14 protein-coding genes are annotated in these 18,771 nt (G+C 69.3%); 3 read left to right on the forward strand and 11 right to left on the reverse strand.

Annotation, left to right across the window (positions count from 1 at the left end):
* Nucleotides 1–49: 49 nt before the first annotated feature.
* Nucleotides 50–463 (forward strand): PaaI family thioesterase, encoded by a 414-nt coding sequence (locus tag VPH43_RS16775; RefSeq protein ID WP_328578872.1) that lies wholly within the window; start codon nt 50–52, stop codon nt 461–463.
* Nucleotides 464–466: 3 nt separating this feature from the next.
* Here the strand turns inward: VPH43_RS16775 and VPH43_RS16780 are convergent, their stop codons facing one another.
* The 9 genes from VPH43_RS16780 to VPH43_RS16820 form a co-directional block, all read right to left on the reverse strand.
* Nucleotides 467–2,347: a diguanylate cyclase gene (locus VPH43_RS16780; RefSeq protein WP_328578873.1), complete on the reverse strand. Its 1,881-nt coding sequence runs from the start codon at nt 2,345–2,347 to the stop codon at nt 467–469.
* A 10-nt stretch (nt 2,348–2,357) separates the two neighbouring features.
* On the reverse strand, nt 2,358–2,864 hold the full coding sequence (locus VPH43_RS16785) for a hypothetical protein (protein WP_328578874.1): 507 nt from the start codon (nt 2,862–2,864) through the stop codon (nt 2,358–2,360).
* Nucleotides 2,865–2,966: 102 nt separating this feature from the next.
* Entirely contained in the window at nt 2,967–4,109 is a 1,143-nt protein-coding gene (locus VPH43_RS16790; protein ID WP_328578875.1) for a PAS domain-containing sensor histidine kinase, read from the reverse strand.
* An 80-nt stretch (nt 4,110–4,189) separates the two neighbouring features.
* Nucleotides 4,190–4,864 carry a PEP-CTERM sorting domain-containing protein gene (locus tag VPH43_RS16795; protein ID WP_328578876.1) on the reverse strand — a complete coding sequence of 225 codons (675 nt, stop codon included), beginning with the start codon at nt 4,862–4,864 and terminating at the stop codon, nt 4,190–4,192.
* A gap of 95 nt (nt 4,865–4,959) precedes the next feature.
* Nucleotides 4,960–6,309, reverse strand: a complete 1,350-nt coding sequence (locus VPH43_RS16800) for a hypothetical protein (protein ID WP_328578877.1) — start codon at nt 6,307–6,309, stop codon at nt 4,960–4,962.
* A 28-nt stretch (nt 6,310–6,337) separates the two neighbouring features.
* Complete coding sequence (locus VPH43_RS16805; protein WP_328578878.1) at nt 6,338–6,574, reverse strand: hypothetical protein; 237 nt, start codon at nt 6,572–6,574, stop codon at nt 6,338–6,340.
* A 71-nt stretch (nt 6,575–6,645) separates the two neighbouring features.
* Nucleotides 6,646–7,062, reverse strand: a complete 417-nt coding sequence (locus tag VPH43_RS16810) for a hypothetical protein (protein WP_328578879.1) — start codon at nt 7,060–7,062, stop codon at nt 6,646–6,648.
* Between the two features lie 11 nt (nt 7,063–7,073).
* Entirely contained in the window at nt 7,074–9,320 is a 2,247-nt protein-coding gene (locus tag VPH43_RS16815; RefSeq protein ID WP_328578880.1) for a hypothetical protein, read from the reverse strand.
* A gap of 196 nt (nt 9,321–9,516) precedes the next feature.
* Nucleotides 9,517–11,100 carry a clostripain-related cysteine peptidase gene (locus tag VPH43_RS16820; RefSeq protein WP_328578881.1) on the reverse strand — a complete coding sequence of 528 codons (1,584 nt, stop codon included), beginning with the start codon at nt 11,098–11,100 and terminating at the stop codon, nt 9,517–9,519.
* Between the two features lie 184 nt (nt 11,101–11,284).
* Between VPH43_RS16820 and VPH43_RS16825 the strand changes: the two genes are divergently transcribed.
* The gene (locus VPH43_RS16825) at nt 11,285–13,528 is read left to right on the forward strand and encodes a tetratricopeptide repeat protein (protein ID WP_328578882.1); all 2,244 of its coding nucleotides are present in this window, start codon (nt 11,285–11,287) and stop codon (nt 13,526–13,528) included.
* Nucleotides 13,529–13,595: 67 nt separating this feature from the next.
* Complete coding sequence (locus tag VPH43_RS16830) at nt 13,596–14,135, forward strand: DUF3455 domain-containing protein (RefSeq protein ID WP_328578883.1); 540 nt, start codon at nt 13,596–13,598, stop codon at nt 14,133–14,135.
* Between the two features lie 5 nt (nt 14,136–14,140).
* Here the strand turns inward: VPH43_RS16830 and VPH43_RS16835 are convergent, their stop codons facing one another.
* Entirely contained in the window at nt 14,141–17,728 is a 3,588-nt protein-coding gene (locus VPH43_RS16835; RefSeq protein WP_328578884.1) for an ABC transporter permease/M1 family aminopeptidase, read from the reverse strand.
* A gap of 11 nt (nt 17,729–17,739) precedes the next feature.
* A complete protein-coding gene (locus VPH43_RS16840) occupies nt 17,740–18,645 on the reverse strand; it encodes an ABC transporter ATP-binding protein (protein WP_328578885.1) in 906 nt (301 codons plus the stop codon).
* Nucleotides 18,646–18,771: the final 126 nt, after the last annotated feature.

The raw sequence follows: 18,771 nt of genomic DNA on the forward strand, positions 1-18,771 counted from the left end.
CGCATCACCGCCAGCACCCACGAACTCCCCGCGCGGGAGGAGGCTTTGCATGATCACGCCTGAGCAGTTCAACCAGCGCGGTGCGCACAACCTGCCCGGCCACCTGGGCATCGTCATCACGCATGTGGGGCCGTCGGAGGTGCGCGCCGAGCTCACCGTCACACCCAGCCTGATGGCGCCCAACGGCTTTTTGCATGCCGGCAGCGTGGTGACGCTGGCCGACACCTGCGCCGGTTATGGCTGCGTGGCGCACCTGCCCGAAGGCGCGAGCGGCTTCACCACCGTCGAGCTGAAGTCCAACCACCTGGGCACGGCGCGCGAGGGCATCGTGGAATGCACGGCCACGCCCGTGCACCTGGGCAGGACGACGCAGGTATGGGACGCGGTGGTCAAGCACCGCGACACCGGCAAGACGATGGCTCTGTTCCGCTGCACGCAGATGGTGCTGTACGGGAAACCTTGAGCCTCAGTGCGCCAGCGCGGGCGTGCCGGCCAGGGCGGCGCCTGCGGCGGCGGGCACGAACACCTCGCACACCGTCACGTTGCGCCCCGCCGCCTTGGCGCGGTAGAGCAGCTGGTCGGCAAAGCGGTACACCGCTGCGGGATCCGGCGTGGCGCGGCCGCCGCCGGACGGGGCGCACCAGGCCAGGCCGAAGGACGCGGTGACCAGGCCGCGCGGGTTCTTGGCGTGCGGCATGTCCAGCGCTTCGATGGCCTGGCGGATCTGCTCCACGAACCCCTGCATCTGCTCGCGGTCGGTACCGGCCATCAGCAGCGCGAACTCTTCGCCGCCCACGCGGAACAGCCGGTCCGTGGTGCGCTTGCAGGTCGCCTGCACGGTGGCGGCCACGCAGCGCAGCACCTCATCGCCCGCCGGGTGGCCGTAGTGGTCGTTGTAACCCTTGAAGTGGTCCAGGTCGAACAGGCACAGCCCGATCGCACCGCCGCTGCGCTGCACCTGCGCCACCAGCGAATCCAGCTCGTGCTGGAAGTGGCGCCGGTTGTGGGCGCCGGTGAGCTCGTCGGTGATGGCGAGCTGGTTCAGGCGCCGGTTGGCGCTTTCCAGCTCCTGGGTGCGGCCCTGCACCAGCTGGCCCAGCTGCTCGTTGAGCTGCACCTCGGCCTCGCGCGCCAGGCGTTCGGCCTGCAGCTTGTCGGCCTTGAGCCGGTTCATGCCGTCGGCCAGCGCCACCGCCACGAACAGCGCCTCCAGCACCGAGCCGATGGCCACGCCGTAGTTGAGCAGTGCATGGCCGCCCAGCACCGATTCAAGCGTCAGGCGTTCCACCAGCAAGCCCAGCAACATGCACACGGTGCCGGCCAGGAAGTAGCGGGTGTGGGTGTAGCCGCTGCGCCAGGCGCGCAGGCTCACCACCGCCGCGAGCAGGATGCCCACCAGCGTGGCGGGCATGGCGAGCTTGAGCGTCAGGCTGTAGTGGCCCAGCAGCGCCAGCGGGATCGGCAACGCATTCAGCGTCACCAGCGCCCAGCAGGCCGCACGCAGGCGCGGCTGCGGCGCCAGGTGCTCGCGCAGGTTCACCAGCAGCAGCGCGCCGAACAGCACCACGCTGGCCGAATAGGCCACCAGCAGCGCCTGGTTCACCAGCAGCGGCTGGTCGGGCCACCAGTACTGCGCCGCATGGCCTTCAAAGGCAAAGCGGCACACCAGCAGCGCGACGAGGTAGCCGACGTAGAGCACGAACGAGGGCTCGCGCGTGCTGGCCACCAGGCACAGGTGGTACAGCAGCAGCAGGCCCAGGCCGCCGTAATACAGCCCGAGCAGCAGGGTGTGGCGCTGGGTGTCTTGCTGCAAGGTGGCTTCATCCACGACCGACAGCGGCGCCAGGCCGAAGTAGCCGTCGTGCGCGTCGAGCCGGATCAGCAGGTCCACGCTTTCCGCAGGCGCCAGCAGCAGCGGGAACAGGAACTGGTGATGTGCCACCGGCCGGGTGGCAAACCGCGTGCGGTCGCCGGTGTGCAGCTGCTCGCCCAGCCGGCCCTGGCGCAGCACGAAGAGGCTGATGCGGTCCAGGCGGGGATTGGCCAGCTCGATCAGGCGCTGCAGCGGCGCGCTGGCATCCGCATTCGCCACGCGCAGGTGCAGCCACCAGGCCGACGGCGAATGGCCGAGGTTCAGCGGCTGCGCCGGCGCGGCGGCCCAGCCGGTGCCGGCCTGCAGCACGCTGCTGGCGTCAAACTGGCGCTGGCGGTCTTCCAGCAGCTCGAAGCGGCCGTCCAGGCTCAGGCGGCCGGCGCCCGGCTGCAGCAGCACCACGGGTGCGGCAGCGGCCGCCTGCCCGCACAGCAGGGCGAGCAGCAGCAGCCAGCAGGCATGCAGCAGGCGCACAGGCAGGGAATCAGTGGGTCCAGACCCACAGCGTCGTGCCACGGGCATCGAAGCCGTTGATCTGGATGGTGCCCATGGAGGGGCCCTGGTAGTGCACGCCCAGCGGCGCCAGCAGCGCGCCGGCCTCGAAACTGGCGTTCACCGGTGCACCGTCCACGCTGATTTGCGTGACCGGGCGGCCGTCGTACAGCCCGGCGGCCAGCGGCGCCATGCCATGTTCGGCCAGGGCCGCCTCGAAGGCGGCGCGGTCCAGCACCGACAGGTGCAGGTGGTCGGCCGGCAGCAGGCGCAACAGGCCACCTACCACCGGCAGCGCGGGCGGGCGGTTGTCGCGCTGTTCGTCCCGGGCCTGGCCACGCATCTCGGACAGCTGCGTGTCGTCCAGTGGCGACAGTGCCGCCCGCGCGGGCGCGGCATGCAGCGCGGCCGCGGCCAGCACGGCCAGTGCACACAGCCGGGTGAAGGCGCTGCGGATGTCGGGGCGGACGGCAAGGCGGGTGGGGGTGTTGCGGCGCACGGGCGGGGCCTTTCAGGCTCTGGCGGTGCAGAGTCCTTCGGCAACGCCTGCCGCTTCTGAAGACCGGCCCCGCCCGGGTGGGCGCCGGGCGTGATGGATGTCTCAGCGCCGCAGCGGCAGGCGCACGGTGAAGTGGCTGCCCTTGCCACGGCCGTCGCTGCGCACTTCCACCGTGCCGCCGTGCAGGTCGATCCACTGCTTCACCACCGACAGGCCCACGCCCAGGCCACCTTCGGACAAGTGCTGCGAGGCGGTTTCCTGGGTGAAGAGGTCGAAGATGCGCGGCAGCATCTCGGGGGCGATGCCCACACCGTCGTCTTCCACCCGGATCACCGCGTCGTCGGCTTCGATCGTGGCCTTGACCCAGATGCGGCCGCCCGCGGGCGTGTACTTCAGCGCATTGGTGAGCAGGTTGAGCACCACCTGGGACAGCCGGGCCGGGTCGGCCTGCAGCCAGATCGGCACGTCGGTGCACAGCAGCTCCAGCGACTGGCCGCGAGCCCCGGCCTGGGTGCGGCCGGCGTCCACCACCTGGCCCAGCAGCTCCTGCAGCACAAAGCGCTGCAGGGCCAGCGTGGGTGCCTGCGCGTGCTGGCTGGCCGCCGCGCGCAGGTCGCCGATGAGCCGGCGCAAGGTGTCGAGCTGGCGCCCGATGACGTCGAGCAGGCGCTGCTGGATGTGGGCGCTCTCCGGCTTGCCGAGCAGGTGGCAGGCCTGCAGCAGCGGGCTCAGCGGGTTGGCGAGCTCATGGGCCAGCGTGGTGAGCTGCCGGTCCTTGCGCTCCAGGGTGGCGCGCAAGCCGCCCACGCGGTTTTCCAGGGTGTCGATCTGCGCCCGCACGTCGGTGCGGTCGCGCATGATCTTGACGAAGCCGAGCAGCTCGCCGCCGGCGCCGCGGATGGCGGTGATGGCACCGCCGATCCAGATGCGCGTGCCGTCGCCGCGCACATGCCAGCGGTCGTTTTCGGCATAGCCCACGCTGCGGGCGACGTCGCGCTCCAGCTCGTCGAATTTGCGCTCCAGGTCCTCACCGGTGAAGACACGGCTGATCGACTGGCCGACCAGGTCGCCGGGCGGGTAGCCCAGCACCGGCTCGGTGGCGCCGGACACACCCACCACGATGCCGTCCGGGTCCAGGCACAGCAGGCAGTACTGCGGTTCCTGGCCCGGCCACAGCCGCAGCAGGCGCGCGGCCAGGCCGCTGCCGTCATCGGCGTGCTGGGGTGGGGGGGTGTCTGCCGTCATGGTCACCGGAATGGCTTTGTGCCCTTCTGGCAACCGGCATGCGTGTCGGACGTTGCCGACACGCAGCTTGGGGCATGCGCCTACACGGCGGCCGGGCGGCGCCGGCGCGCGATCCAACCCACCACGCCCAGGCCGCCGGCCATCAGGGCATAGGTTTCAGGCTCGGGCACCGCCTGGATGGACACGGCGTCCAGGTCGAAGCCCTTGCTCGCGCCCGCTTCGTCCATGCCGCCGATGCCCACCTTGGTGAACGAGCCGCCATGCCCGGCCAGCAGCCCCGCATAGGGGGTGAGGTCGAGCAGGATCGCGGCGTCGTCGCCCTTGGTGGCCGACAGCTGCAGGAAACCACCGTCCTGGAACCACAGCCACACGGCGGCCGTCTCGGCGTTGTTGCCCACCTCGTAGATGCGCAGCTGGGTGTTGGCCCCGAAGTTCATGCCGAAGGACAGCTCGGCGTAGGCGCCCAGGAAGGCGGTGCCCGGGGGCTGCGCGCCCACGCCCGGCAGCGTGAGGAAGCGGTCGTCCGGCGCCCCCAGGATGGACGCCTGCGCGGTGGCCGTGTCCAGCACCACCGGCCAGCTGCCGGTGAGCGAGCCGCCGTAGTAGTCGGGGAAGAAGTCGCCCGGCGCGGTGCCACGCAGCAGGTTGGTGACCGTGCTGGCGTACACCTCGGCCGCATGGCCGCTCTTGGGCAGCACCAGCAGGCTGGCGACCGCGGCCGCCACGGTGGCGAGGGATTTGACAAGGTGATTCATGCTGTTTTCTCCACTGAAGTGTTCGGGCCCGCTCGCGTGTGAACGGTGCGCTGCCGGGGCCCATGTGTTCGGCGGCGCACCCAAAAAACGGTCGCTCAGGGCGTGGGCTCGGCCATGCCGGCCGGGCAGCACCGGTACTCGGCGCTCTTGTCCAGCAGCTCGATCTGGCGCTTGAGCAGCTCGTTCTGCAGCGCCATGCGCTCCACCTCCAGCTCGTGCATGCGCTCCACCTCGGGCTCGCAGATGCCGCAGTCGTCCATGCAGCTCTTCACGATCACGCCGGCGGTGGGCAGGCTGGTGCGGCGCTCGTAGCCGAACTGCTCCTGCACCTCGCGCGACACCTGGCCATCGGGGCCGAGCAGGCCCTGCTGCTGCAGCTGGGCGTCCACGAACTTCAGCGCCTGCTGGCGCAGGTCATCGGGCAGGGGCTGCTCCTCGCCCAGCGCGTTGAGCAAGGCGGTGCCGGTGGTCAGGCGGTTGCCCAGCAGCGCGCGCGGTGCGCCGCCGGGCAGCGGGGCCAGGGCCTGCAGCTGCATCTGCTGGTCGGCTTCGATGCCGCGGTCCAGCGTCTCCACCCGCTTGGCATGGGTGGCCGGCAGCTCCTGCGGGATGGTGGCCACCTGGCCCATGGAGCGGAAGGGGTTGGCCGCCACCGGCGTGGGCGTGGCCGGGTCCAGCACCCGGCGCTCCACGGCCACCAGCTCGAAGCGGATGGTCTCCGTCTTGTTCAGGCGATAGAACATGAAGGTGACCGCGTGGCACTTGTTCGGGTTGACGAACTCGCGCGAGGCGGACTCGAAGTGGTCCTCGCTCTCGCCTTCCACATGCGAGCGCGACTGCACCTCGCCGATGCTCACGCTGTGGGCGCGCCGGGTGGCCTCCACCGACTGGTGGTCGCTCATCTCGGCATGCGCGCGGTGCTCGCGCAGGTAGTCGCGCGTGCTGGACGCGCTGTGGCTGCCGCGTGCGTTGGTGTCCGCGCTGGCGGAAAAGAAGCCCAGGCTGCCGGAGGCGTCGCCATGGAAGTCCCACTTGCCTTGTTCGCTGTAGTGGTCGCTGCCGCGGTCCACCACGTTCTCGTCGGACATGAAGGCGCGCAGGGCGCGCAGGCGGTACTGCTCCTCGCTGATCTGCTCGCTGCGGTAGCTCAGCTTGGATTCGCTGTCGAAGCTGAAGCGGCTGCGCCGGTCGGTGGTGGCCAGGCGCACCTTCTCGCCGGGCAGCAAGGTGGTGCTGTAGGCGATCTCGCCCAGCGCCAGCGGGCCGGGGCAGCGGGTGAAGCGGGTGTGCAGCACCACCTCCACCTTGACCGGCTGTTCGCGCGGGCCGCGCACCGGCGTGGCAAACACCAGGCGGCGGCGGAAGTCGATCACGTCGCACACCGGTGCCGGGTCCAGTTGCGGGCAGCAGGGCAGGTCGTTGTAGTTCATGAGCTCGTTGGCCATGGGGTACTCCTTGAATGGCTTGTGAACATCAGGCCGCGGCGCGGCGCTGGTCGTCCTGCCGGGCCCGCAGCAGCGGCACGGCTTCCAGCGCGATGCGGTCGCGCGGGTCGACCGCCAGGCGGGCGCCCGGCCGGTCGAAGCGGTAGCGCAGCCCGCTGGCCGGCCCGATGACGGTGAGCGCGGTGGCGCCCACGTACTCGAACAGCGGCTTGAGGCGGGCGGCGGTGGAGACGGGGGGCATGCCGGCCGGTGCAGCGGCGGGCATGCGGTGGTGTTGTTGTGTGGCGCCGGGGCGCCGCGGTCCACAGTTGCACATGGCTCCTCCTGGTTTGTGAATCAGTGGGTGGTGTCGGGCACGTGGGTGATGTGCAGGCCGGCCCGCTCGCGCGTGTCGGCCACGCGGTCGCTGCGCGCGGGCTCGGGCAGGGCGGCCGGCGGCTCCTCCTCGAAGTAGCTGGCGATGGCCGGCACGGTCCAGCGGCCGTTCACCCGCTCCAGCCCGATCGCGGCCGCCGACAGCCCCAGCCACAGCAGCGCGCGCTCGCCCCAGTCGCGGCTCAGCAGCAGCGCCACCGGCGCGGCCACCCACAGGCTCAGGCAGTAGAAGCAGTCGATCGCCTGCCCGATCACGCCCTGCCCGGCGGCCGCGCGCAGGCGCTCGAACACACGCGCGGGGCCGGTTTCGGCATGCAGCAGGTGGGTGGCGCGCCAGGTGGCCAGGGCGCCGATGAGGGTGGAGAGATAAGCATCCATGAGGTCCTCCTTCAGGCGGTTTCCACGGCGGCCGACAGGCCGATCAGGTCCTGCCAGAACACCGATTGCGGATAGGCGGTGCGGCCGTCGGTCACCCGGTCGGCTGCGGTGAGGGTGAAAGCGAAGGCGCAGAAGTCGTGGCCCGGCGGCAGCCAGTTGGGGCCGTCCGCGCCGGTGGGGTTGGGCATCAGCGCGGTGAGCACGTAGTCCTGCAGGTCGGCCGTGGCTTCGTCGCGGGTGCCGGTGAAGTCACACGGCGTGGCCGACGCGCTAAAGGCCTTGGGCACCACGCCGCTGGCGACGATGGTGTCCACCGCATGGTTGTTGCCGCGGGTGACGCTCAGGGCCCAGCTGTGCAGGAAACCTTCCGGGTCCACGGCGCGGTGCTTCACTGTCAGCGGCGCATTCGGCGTGGCCAGCTCGAACAGACCGCAGTCGCCCAGCGTGGTGGCGCCCATGGTGATGGACTCGATGTCGCCTTTGCCCGGCCGGCCTGCGATGGTGGTGCGGTTGTGCAGGTACAGCGTGATGGTGTCCTGCGTGGCCGGCACCACCGCACCGGCGGCGGTGTAGGCCTCGATGTGGAACTGCACCGGGCCGGGCTCGTCCTGCGGGCGATAGAGGCTGCTGTCGAGGATGAGCTTGAGGTCGTTTTCGATCCAGTTGAGGTCGCCCTCGTGGCTGTCGTAGGTGGGCACCAGCTGGGTGCCGCTGCCGCTGGCGGTGGTGACACCGGGGTTGACGCTGCGCAGGGTGGGGCCCACCGAGGTGCCGCCGGCCACCAGGTTGGGAATCCAGTTCAGCGCATGCGCCTGGGTGACGGCCTGCCACAGCGCATCACCCGGGCGCTTGAAGAACACCGCGTAGTGCACGGCCTCCGGCCGGCCGAAGCAGGCATACAGGCGCAGGCCGCCGCGCCAGCCGGCGCAGTCCACCTGCGGCGCATTGGCGTTGCGGCAGGTGATGCGGCCTTCGCTGTCCAGCGTGTTGGGGTGGCCGCTCAAGGCGCTGTGCAGCACCACCACGTCGCCCACACGCTGGATCACCCGGTCGCCGGCACAGGCGCGGCTGGGGTGGGCGCGGTCGTAGGGCACGCAGAGGTCGATGCGCTGCAGGTTGGCGACGTTGTTGTACGGCGCCGTCTCGAAGCTCATGGTCAGGCCCGTGCCCAGCACCTGCACGATCACGTCGGGGCGCAGCTGCGCGGCCAGCGATTCGCCGGCGGCCACGTCACCCGCTTCCTCGGCGATGTCGGCCAGCGAGGGACTGAAGCGGAAGATGTAGTTGCCCAGCTCGTCGGTGACGGCCAGGCCCAGGTCCTGTCGCACGCCGCTGCCGCTGTAGGGGCCGCCCAGCTTTTCAGCCGAGCTGCGGTCGTATTCCTGGAAGCGCAGCAGCAGGCCCGGTGCACGCTCCACATGGCAGCGGAAGCGGATGCCGATGTCGCGGATGGCGGCGATGTTCTCCATGTCGGCCTTGGTCAGGCGGTCGCTGCCGGCGGCCATCGGGCTGGCCTTGAAGGCGGTGCGCCGCACGCTCGTCTGCAGGGCCTTCACAGCCTCGGCCTCGCGCTGGTCGATGGCCTCGGCGCTGTCGGCGGCCGCGGCCTTGGCAGCGCTGCGTGTGGGTGCGCTGGCGGCCATGGCCATGCGCGGCGCCTGTGACTGGAACACCAGCCCGTTCGCGATGTTGGGCAGGCCGGTGGGGATGACGATGGGCGTGAGATCGGGCGCCGGGTCGGGCAGAGGGATGCGCGGCACGCGCAGCCGCTCGGGGTACAGCTTGGCGATCACGCTGCACAGCTGCGGATAACGTTCGCACAGCGTGGGCAGGTGGTAGGGCGGATCGATGACGATGTAGTCGTTGCGGCAGGGGTTGAACAGGCACGCGCCGGCGTAGGTCTTAGCGGTGCCGTACACCACGTAGTCGGACGCGCTGGCCGGCAGCGAGCAGCTGAGCACCAGGTCGTCGTAGTCGGCGTCAGCGCCCGAATCGTTCGAGCGGATGTCGAAGCGCAGCAGGCCGCCGGACACGCCGGGAAAGCCGATGCGCTGGGCCGAGTCGCGCCAGGGTTGCGCGGCTGGCTGGTGCTGGATGTTGATCGACCACTGCGTGCCGCTGACGAACACGCTGGTGCCGACCGTGCCGGTGTAGGTGCCGTTGCCAGTGGTGGCGCCGCTGATGGTGAAGCGCTGCGGCAGCGCGGCGTTCTTGGTGCTGACCCGGATCGTCCAGGCGCCTTGCATCGTGATGGCCATTGAGAGTCCTCCTGAGGGTTGCGGTGCACCGCAGGCTTGCGGCTTGGGGTGCATTGCATTCCTCGGGCGTTCCCATCGCCACGCGTGGATGGCGGCGATGTGGCGGGCAGGTCAGACGATGGGCAGACGATCAAAAGAACAACCCCTGCCGGGCTGGCGCCGGGCAGGGGTTGAGGGTGGAAGTAGGCGGGGGTGTCTAGCGGGAGGCGCGGGGCACCGGGCCGCCCTTGTAAGGGGGGTCGTTGGGAGTGCTGCCGTTGCAGCCGTCGTCACCGCGCGGGGTGTCGCCCTTGCGCGGCGGCTCGTACTTGGCGTTGAACACCGGGAACTCGGGGATCATGGCGGGCAGCAGGCCAATGAACTTGGCTTCCTTGTGGTACTCGATGATGAAGTCCACCCAGTCGGTGACCTTGAGGAATTCGATGATGTTGGGCTGCACCCGCGGCAGCGTGGGGTCGGGGTTCACCTCCAGGTAATAGGGCGAGCGCCAGTCCCACAGGCCGCTCAGCGTGGGGTCCGGCAGGAAGATGTTCATCGCCAGAGCGGGCGAGGAGAAGTCCCAGCGCTCGGTGGGTGCCGGCCAGGGCGCGTCGTTGTCGCCATAGCGTTTGATGCCCTTGAGCGCCTGCTGCAAGGCGAGCGCGGCCGAGTGCACCTTGTGCGGGCCGAAGTCGAAAGCGAGCAGCGCGGTGGCGAAGCTCAGGATGTCGGTCAGCTCGTCGGGCGCTTCCAGCTCCATGGTGGCCTCGGTGTCGAACTGCTGCGCTTTCAGGATGGCGTGGCGGATCTTGCTGACCACCGCCGGGCGGGCGGTCCCGGTGGCGGTGCGAAGGGCCGACAGCAGCGCGTCGGCCAGGTCGTCGATGCGCTCGGCGATCTCCTGCATGCGGGTGAGCTGGACCACACCCCCGGCGGTGGGGTGATTGCCCTTGGCGGCCAGGGCGGCATGGTTCTCATCGGCGAACCACTTCGCCAGCTGCTCGGCGCTGGCGCTGCCGGCCTGCGCGAGCTTTTGAAACACCGCCGGATAGGACGCGCCAGAGGTGAAGAAGTTGTAGTTGAGGTACCCGGTGGCGTACTCGGCATAGGGCGCCACCGTGTGCAGCACCTCCACCGACATGTTGAAGCAGTTGTTGAAGTGGATGGCGGCCAGTTTCGGCACGCCGCTGTCGAGCGCGCTCTTGAGGGCGGCGCCAAGGCCATAGGTGGACAGGGGCATGTGATTGGCCGGCAACAGCGGGCCGCCGGTGGGCAGCAACGGCCCCCCGGTCGGCAACAAGGGGCCGCCGGTTGGCAGGGTGGGTGAAGTGCCCTCCGGAGTGACATGCCAGCTGACATTGTTCTGGGTCAACGCTGCGGCGGTCAGCTTGCGGCGGTCGATGTCCGGCAGAAAGCCCGCGCCGTGCCCTTCCAGCGCCAGGACCAGCGCCGATTCCGGATGTGCACTGTGCGCCGTCCGCAGAAAGCCTGCGAGCGTGTGGGGCGAGTCCATCTGCTCCTTCCAGCGCGAACTCACCCGCACATCGGCGGGCTGCCCGGCCGGGATCTCGACGAGGTAGGTGTCGTCTTCCACCAGGTCGATCAGCGCGGCCACGTGGACGCCCGCTTCCGCCACCTTCAGCAGGCTTTTGAACAGCGGGTGCTGCGCCAGCTCGGTGGACTGCCCGTCGGGAAAGGTGCTCAGCACCTCGTCGGTGCCGAAGGGGGCATAGACGGCAAGCGTCACCCCTTCGGTGCGAGCGCTTTTCGTGTCAGGGGGCAGCAGGTTCGGCAGGGCCACGGTCTTCTCCTTCGGCAATGGGATGTTTCAACTGCGGCGCGCGCGTTATGCGCGCGTTGATGCCGCCTCGATACACTAAATCGAGCGCGGTCGCATTGACAGGCGGGCATCGCCCGCCCAGGGCGGCCGAACGCAGACGATCGCCAGACGATGCGTGAGGACCATGCCCAGCGCACCCCCTAACTTGCAGTCCCCTGCGACGCTCCCCGGCCGCGCCCGGCTGCCCTTGCGGCTGGTGGAGGCGATGCTGGACGAGTCGTTGGCGGCCTTCAAGACGGGCACCCTCGAGCCGCTGCTGCGCCGGCGACCGCACCTCACCCGTTGGTTCGTGCGCTGCTACCTCGGCCCTGTGCTGGGTGCCGCCGGCGACAGCCTGCACGGCGAGCGCCGCCTGGCCGATGCCACCGGCCTGTGGCTGCGGTGGCTGGTGTCGCGCCTGCGGCCGGATCACCTGCCCGAGCTCAGTGCCATCGACCGCGAGGCCTGGATCCACCGCACCGGGTGGCGGCCGATGCTCGCGGTGATGTGTCACTACGGGTTTGCGCCGGTACCGGACTTCCGCGACCGTTACCACCGGCGCGCCGAAGAGTCGGCCGCCGACAACCTGTGCGGCCTGTGGTCCGTGGTGCCGAGCACCTTCTACCGCTACCTGGACAAGGGCAAGCGCCTGCTTGCCGAGTGGGTGTGCGAGCAACGCCCCAGCGGCCCCCAGCAGCTGGAACTGCGGGCGCTGGTGCAGCAGGATGTGCACGAACGGTTGCGGTTGTCGGGTGATGCCGAGCGGGCCGCCTGGCATCGAGCCCAGGCGCTGTCTGGCGGCGTCGAGCGCGACAGTGCTTCCACGCTGTGGCACTGGCTGCAGGCGGGTGATGCGGCCGCCTTCATCCATGTGCTGCGGCGTGACTCCATTGCCCTCGCAGGCGAGACCGAGACCGATGCGTTGATCGAAGCGCTGGAGCGTTTGAACCTGACACCGCGGCAGCGCTTCGATCTCTGTCTGGCGCAGGCCGCGCTGTGGCGCACTCGGCATGCCGAGGACATGGAAAGCCGTAGCTACGAGCAGGCTCTGCGCATCGCAAGCGCCGGCCCGGACAAGCTCCTGCTGGGCATCGTGTATGCCGCCATGGGCCGGTTCCATGAAACCCGCGACCCGGATCGGTCGTTCGCCTGCTATGAGGACAGCGTTCAGTTCCTGCGGGAGGCGGCCCTTGGCGATGGCGCGGCGTGCGAGCCTGAAGTTGTGGAGGCGCACATCTCCACACTGGTGAAGCTGGCGTGGCTGTACCTCCTGCGCAATGACCCGCGCGCGCGCACCGTGTTGGACCGCGCCGAATCCATGCGCCAGCAGCGTGGCGTGTCTGAAGAAGCGCTCGCATTGCTGGAACAGACCTGGGGCGAGTACTGGCGCAGAGCGGGCGACCTGCAGCGCGCGGCCCAGCACAAGCACAGGGCGCTCAACCTGTACGAGCGACTGGGCGACCAGACGGCCGTGCTGAAGACCTACAGCAACCTGGGCCTGATCTACGGTGACGCCAAGGACTTTACGCGCGCCATCGAATACTCGCGCAAGGTGCTCGATTTGGCGGCGCGGATGAACGTCGAGCCGGAGATCGTGGCGAACACCCACCTCAACCTGGGTGTCGCCTACTTCTGGCAGGCCGACTACACGCAGGCTATCGCCGAGTACCAGCAGGCGCTGCAACGCAGCATCCGAGCGAGCCTGAAGCTCGGTGTCTGGCGCGCGAACTACAACCTGGCCGAGGCCTACTACTTCCGCTTCAAGGAGACGCAGGCGTCCGATGACGAGCGGCTGGGCGACATGCACGCGCAGGCCGCTCTCGCGCTCGGCATGGGGTACAGCGATCCGGCCACCGACGAAGCCACCCGCAAGCTCAAGGTCGACATCCTGGGCCCCACCGCCGACCGCGCCCATGACCGCCTGCTGCCCCCGGAGGCCGCGGCCCACTTCAACGAGATGGCGGAAGTGCAGCGCCAGCGCGCGGCGCTCGCCGTGCCGGCGGCGCCGCAAGACCATGTGCGCGCCCATCTGGCGATCGCCAACGCCTACCTGGCGATTGCCGCCAAGGAGCGTGAAGCCGCGCGCGCGCTGATCGACCGGCATGCGCTGGGCGACCGCTTCGCCGGCGACTTTGAGCAGCTGCGCAGCACCTTCGACCGCGAGCTCACGCGGGAGCAAAAGGTGGCGACCCTGTGGCGCCAAGCCACCGGCGACCTGCTGAGCGAGGAACGCCGCACGGCAGTGCTGTCGCGCCTGCTGCACGGTGAGCCGATCACCAAGAGCAGCTATGCCGAGCTGTGCGCCGTCGGCCCGGCCACGGCGTCGAAGCACTTGGGCGTGCTGGCCGAGCGCGGCCTGCTGCTGCAGACCGGCAAGGGGCCGAGCACGCGTTACGTGCTGCCGCAGTAAGACGCGCCCTGCATCCCGCGGCGCCGCCGCTCCGTAGGTGAGGCATCCACTGCAGAAAGGCCCTGCCATGACCGCCCGTATCCTTGTTTTTACCCTGCCCGCCCTGCTGCTCGCCGCCTGTGCCGGCGGGCCCCCCGCCCGGCCTGCCGCCGACGACACACCCGCCGCGCTGAAGCCGGCCAGCGGCGAGCATGCGCTCATGACACTCGCTGCCAAGGGCGTGCAGATCTACGAATGCCGCGCCAGGAAGGACGCCCCGGGCGCCACCGAATGGGTGTTCGTAGCGCCCGAGGCCGAGCTGTTCGACGGTGCGGGCAAGAAGGTTGGCACCCACTACGCCGGCCCGAGCTGGGAGTCGGTCGACGGCAGCAAGCTGGTGGGCAAGGTGGCGGCCAGGGTGGATGCACCGGAGCCGGGTGCCATCCCCTGGCTGCTGCTCACCACGCAGTCGACCGGGCCGCATGGCACGTTCAGCAAGGTGAGCGCCATCCAGCGCCTGAACACCGAAGGGGGTGTCGCGCCGCCGGCCGCCGGCTGCACCAGCGCCTCGGTCGGCAAGACCGAGCGCGTGGGCTACCTGGCGGACTACCGGCTGCTGGTGCGCTGAGCGCCCTACTTCATCTCCACCCGCTTCAGGTTGTCGTCCGAGTTCCGGTCGATCCGCTTGTTGTACGGGTCCACACCCGCGAACGCCGGTGCCTTGTCCACCACCAGCGTCAGCACCTGCTTGCCGCTGCGCACCGGCTGGCGCTCCACCTTCAACACCGACTCGGCCTTGAAGCCGGCCTTGCCCGGCTCCACCGTGAACACGCCCACCTCGAAGGGCTCGTCCAGCGGCGCTTCCGTCTCCTTGCCCAGGCCGTCGGCGTAGAGCTTGCGCGCGTCCACGTTCAGCTTCACCTCGTACCTGCCGTCGGCGCGCTTGTGCGCCACCGCGTCGGTGACCTTCACATCCAGCAGGGTGATCTTCTCCAGCAGGTCGGTGATCAGCGCGTCATGCTGCGGCCCGGCCTCGGCGCGCAGAAGCTGGATGAAGTCGCGGGTGTTCGGGTAGGGCGCCGGCTTGAAGGCATATTGCTGCAGCAGCTTGGCCATCGCGCGGTTGACCGTGTCCTCGCCCAGCGCTTCGCGCAGCCAGTACATCACCAGCGTGCCCTTGCGGTAGTGGATGTAGTCCTGGTTCTCCACCCGGTTCAGCGGCAGCTCTTCCACCACCTCGCCGCCGCGTGCGCGCAGGTAGCGGTCGAGCTCGTATTTGGTGAAGCGGCGCACCTGCTCCTTGCCATACATCTTCTCCATCACGAGCAGCGCCGAATACTGCGCAAAGCTTTCCACCAGCATGGTGGCGCCCTGCTGGTCGCCCGGTACCAGCTGGTGGCCCCACCACTGATGCGCGATCTCGTGCGCGGTGACGTAGGTGACCAGGTCGATCTTGTCCGGGTCGGTGTGGTGCGACAGGAAGCCGATGTCCTCCGAATACGGAATGGTGTTGGCGAAGCTCTGCGCAAAGCTCGCGTAGCCGGGGAACTCGAGGATGCGCGCCTGCTTGAACTGATAGGGCGAGAAGCGCTCGCTGAACATCTGCAGCGACAGCTTCATCGCGCTCATCATGCGCGGCACGTTGAAGGCGTGCGCCGGGTGGTAATACACCGCCAGGTCCACGCCATTCCAGCTGTCCTTCTGCACCGCGTAACGCGCCGACTGGATGGAGAAGAAGTGGTTCAGCGGTGCATCGGGGCGGAAGCGCACGGTGCGGCGGCCGTTGGTGGTGGTGTCGCTCACCGTGTAGCCGGGCGCCATCGGGGTCTGGTCGGCGTCGGTGGTCACCGTGATGTCGGCGCTCACCCAGTCACTGTCGGCGCGGAAAGGTGTGCGCTCGCGGCCTTTGTCGTCTTCCAGCTTGGGCGGACGCAGCTCCGCGGGCAGGCCATGCTTGCGGCGCTTGCTGCGGTCGGTGAGCAGCACGTTGCGGTTCATGCCAATGCCGGGCGTGATCTCCGCGTTGTCCACGAAGGTGCCGTTCTCCACCACGCGGGTGAGTGGCGCGCTGTTGGGAAAGCCGCGTTCCTGCAGGGTGGTGGCAAACCTCAACGTGCGCCTTTCGCCAGGCTGCAGCGCGGGCTGCAGCTTGTAGATGCGGTAGTGGTACTGCGGGTACTCCTTGTCCAGCGTGGCGCCGGGGAACTCCAGCGAGTCCAGCTTCAGCGGCATGCTGAACCAGTTGATGTGCAGCGTGTCGATCGGCGCGCCGCTGCGGTTTTCCACCTGGTAGCTGCCGTTGGTCACCACCCGGGTGTCGCGCGGGTAGACCTGCACGTCCAGCGTCACGGCGGTGATCTTCGGCTGCGGCACCTTCTCGTACGCGAGCAGCGCCTTCTCGATGTCGGCCAGCAGCGCCTCGCGCTCAGGTTCCGTGAGATAGCGGTTCAGCACATTGGTGTTGTAGAACACCCAGGCGCCGCTGCCGGCCCACACCAGCGCACCCGCGCCCAACAGCGCCAGCGCGCCGCCCTTCAGGCGCCGGGGCAGCTGGCGCAGCCGCGGCTTCAGCGCCGTGGTGGCACCCCGCCGCCACAGCGCATGCGACAGCACCGCCAGCACCAGCGCAAACGCGCCCCAGACCACCTGCAGCCAGGCCTGGCCCACCCAGAAGCGCGCCATGCCGTTGAAGTCGGACAAGGGCACCGGCGGGGTGCCGGCGTAGTTGTAGAGGTTGTGCTCGAAGCCGGCGTTGCCCAGCGCGATGGTGGACACGATGTACAGCAGCATCACCGCCCAGCCGATGAACTTCTGCGGCACCAGCACCTGCACGAACACGCTCAGCACCGCCAGCAGCACCGCGCCGATGGTCGACGGCAGCACGAACCACAGCAGGTAGCCCGACAGCTCGTAGTGGGTGTAGCCCTTGAAGGTCTGCACCAGCATGCCGGTGAGCACGCCCACCAGCGCGGCAGCCGTGAGCACCACCGTGATCGCCAGCAGTTTGGGCAGCAGGTGCGCCCAGTCGGGCGCCGCGGTGGCGTCCACGATCTCGTGCGTGCGGCGCTCGCGGTCGCGCCACACCAGCTCGCCGGCGTAGAAGATCGCCATGATGATCGGCATGAGCGTAAAGGCGCCCAGCAGGCCCTGCACCATCAGCCGTGTGACCGGATAGGAGCCGTTGCCGTACACCTCGCCGCTGAACCACAGCGCGCCGCCGGCATTGAGCACGCCGATGGCCATCAGCACGAAGAAGGCCGGGCTGCGGAACACGAAGGCCATGTCAAAGCGCACCAGCTGCCACAGCTGGGCCCGGCGGGTGGATGCGTCGGTGCGCGGGGCGGCCAGCGGCACCTGGCGGGCGGCGGGTGCAGGCAACGCGCCTTCCGTGGCCGCCTTGTCTGAGGCGGCCTTGCCTTTGGCGCCGCGCTGTTCGAAGCGGAACAGCCGGTAGGCCAGCGCAAACAGCGCCAGCGCCACGCCACTCCACAGCAGCCGGTTGGCCAGCAGCGCGCCGGTGAGCGGCGGCAGCTGGGTGTTGCGCTCTGCCGCGGTCCAGTACTTGGTGGCGATGCTCAGCGACGACAGGCCGAACGGATCCGCCAGTGCGGCGATGCTGTCGTACTGCGGATCGCGCAGCAGCCCGCGCATCACGAAGTACAGCACCAGCGTGGCCACCGCGCCCACGTAGGTCCACATCATGGAGCGCGTCGCGGTGGCCAGCGCAAAGAAGCCCGCGGAGATGATCAGCAGCGTGGGCAGGCCGAAGGCGAACAGCGCATAGGCGTAGTGGCCCAGGTGGAAGGCACCCACCTTCTCGGCGTCCAGCCAGGGCATGGTGGCGCCCACCATGATGGCCAGCGGCACCGAGGCCAGCACCAGCAGCGCGGCGCCCACCGCGCCCACGAAGCGGCCCACCAGGTAGCTGGACTTGCCCATCGAGGTGGAGCGCAGGATGGGCGCGAACCCCGTCTCGTCGTCGCGGATCACCACGTTGGACACCATGGCCACCACGATGAAGGTGGCGAACAGCGTCATGATCGCCAGCGTCTGCAGGATGGCGAAGGGCGAGTTGACGTTGACGTTGCCCTTGCCGCCGATCTGGATCTGATCGACGGTGACCGAGCCGAAGGTGAGCAGGAAGAAGATCAGGCAGCCGACCCAGAAGACCGGGCTCTTGACCTGGTAACGCCACTCGAAGGTGGCAATGTGCTTGAGCATCACCCTCTCCTTCAGGCGGCCAGCTTGATGTGCTGCGTCTTGCCGTTGCTGCGCTGCCCGTGCAGGGTGGCGAAGTACACGTCCTCCAGCCCCGCCTCCACCGGCTCGAAGCCAGCTTCAGGCGCCTGCTCGGCCAGCACATGGATCACCGGGCGGCCGCCGCGCAGCCGGGTGGCGATGACGGCCATGCGCTCGCGGTAGGCGGCCAGCTGCTCCTTGTCGATGGCGCGCTGCCACACCTTGCCCTGCAGCTGGTCGATCAGCGCCTGCGGCGCGCCGCTGCTCACGATGCGCCCGCCCACCAGGATGGCCATGCGCGAACACAGGTCAGTCACGTCGTCGACGATGTGGGTGGACAGGATCACCACCACGTTCTCGCCGATCTCGGCCAGCAGGTTGTTGAAGCGGTTGCGTTCCTCCGGGTCCAGCCCCGCGGTGGGCTCATCCACGATGATGAGTTTGGGGTTGCCGATCAGCGCCTGCGCGATGCCGAAGCGCTGGCGCATGCCGCCGGAGAAGCCGGCGATCGCCTTCTTGCGCACGTCCCACAGGTTCACCTGCTGCAGGAGGGATTCCACCGTGTCCTTGCGCTCGCCGCGCGCGGCCACGCCCTTGAGCACCGCCAGGTGGTCCAGCATGTCATAGGCCGACACGCGGGGGTAGACACCAAAGTCCTGCGGCAGGTAGCCCAGCTGCGCCCGCAGCCTTTGCGGCTCGGCCAGCACGTCCAGCCCGTCGAAGCGGATCTCCCCCGCGGTGGGGATCTGCAAGGTGGCCAGGCAGCGCATCAGCGAGGACTTGCCGGCGCCGTTGGGCCCCAGCAGGCCGAACATGCCGCGCGGGATCTCCAGCGTCACGTCGTCCAGCGCGCGCGTGCCATTGGGGTAGGTGTGGGAGAGACGGGAAATCGACAGCATCGTAGGCCTCCTGGTGTTGTGTGCCTTGTGGGTCGGCGCACTGTAGGAGGCGGGTTGCGCGCCAGCAAGGGCGGCGCGGATGAACTGCAGATTCCCTGGGATGGGCGGCGGGTGCGCCCTGTTGTC

The sequence above is a fragment of the Ideonella sp. BN130291 genome (genome assembly GCF_036231905.1).
GTDB lineage: Bacteria > Pseudomonadota > Gammaproteobacteria > Burkholderiales > Burkholderiaceae_C > CAMLIZ01.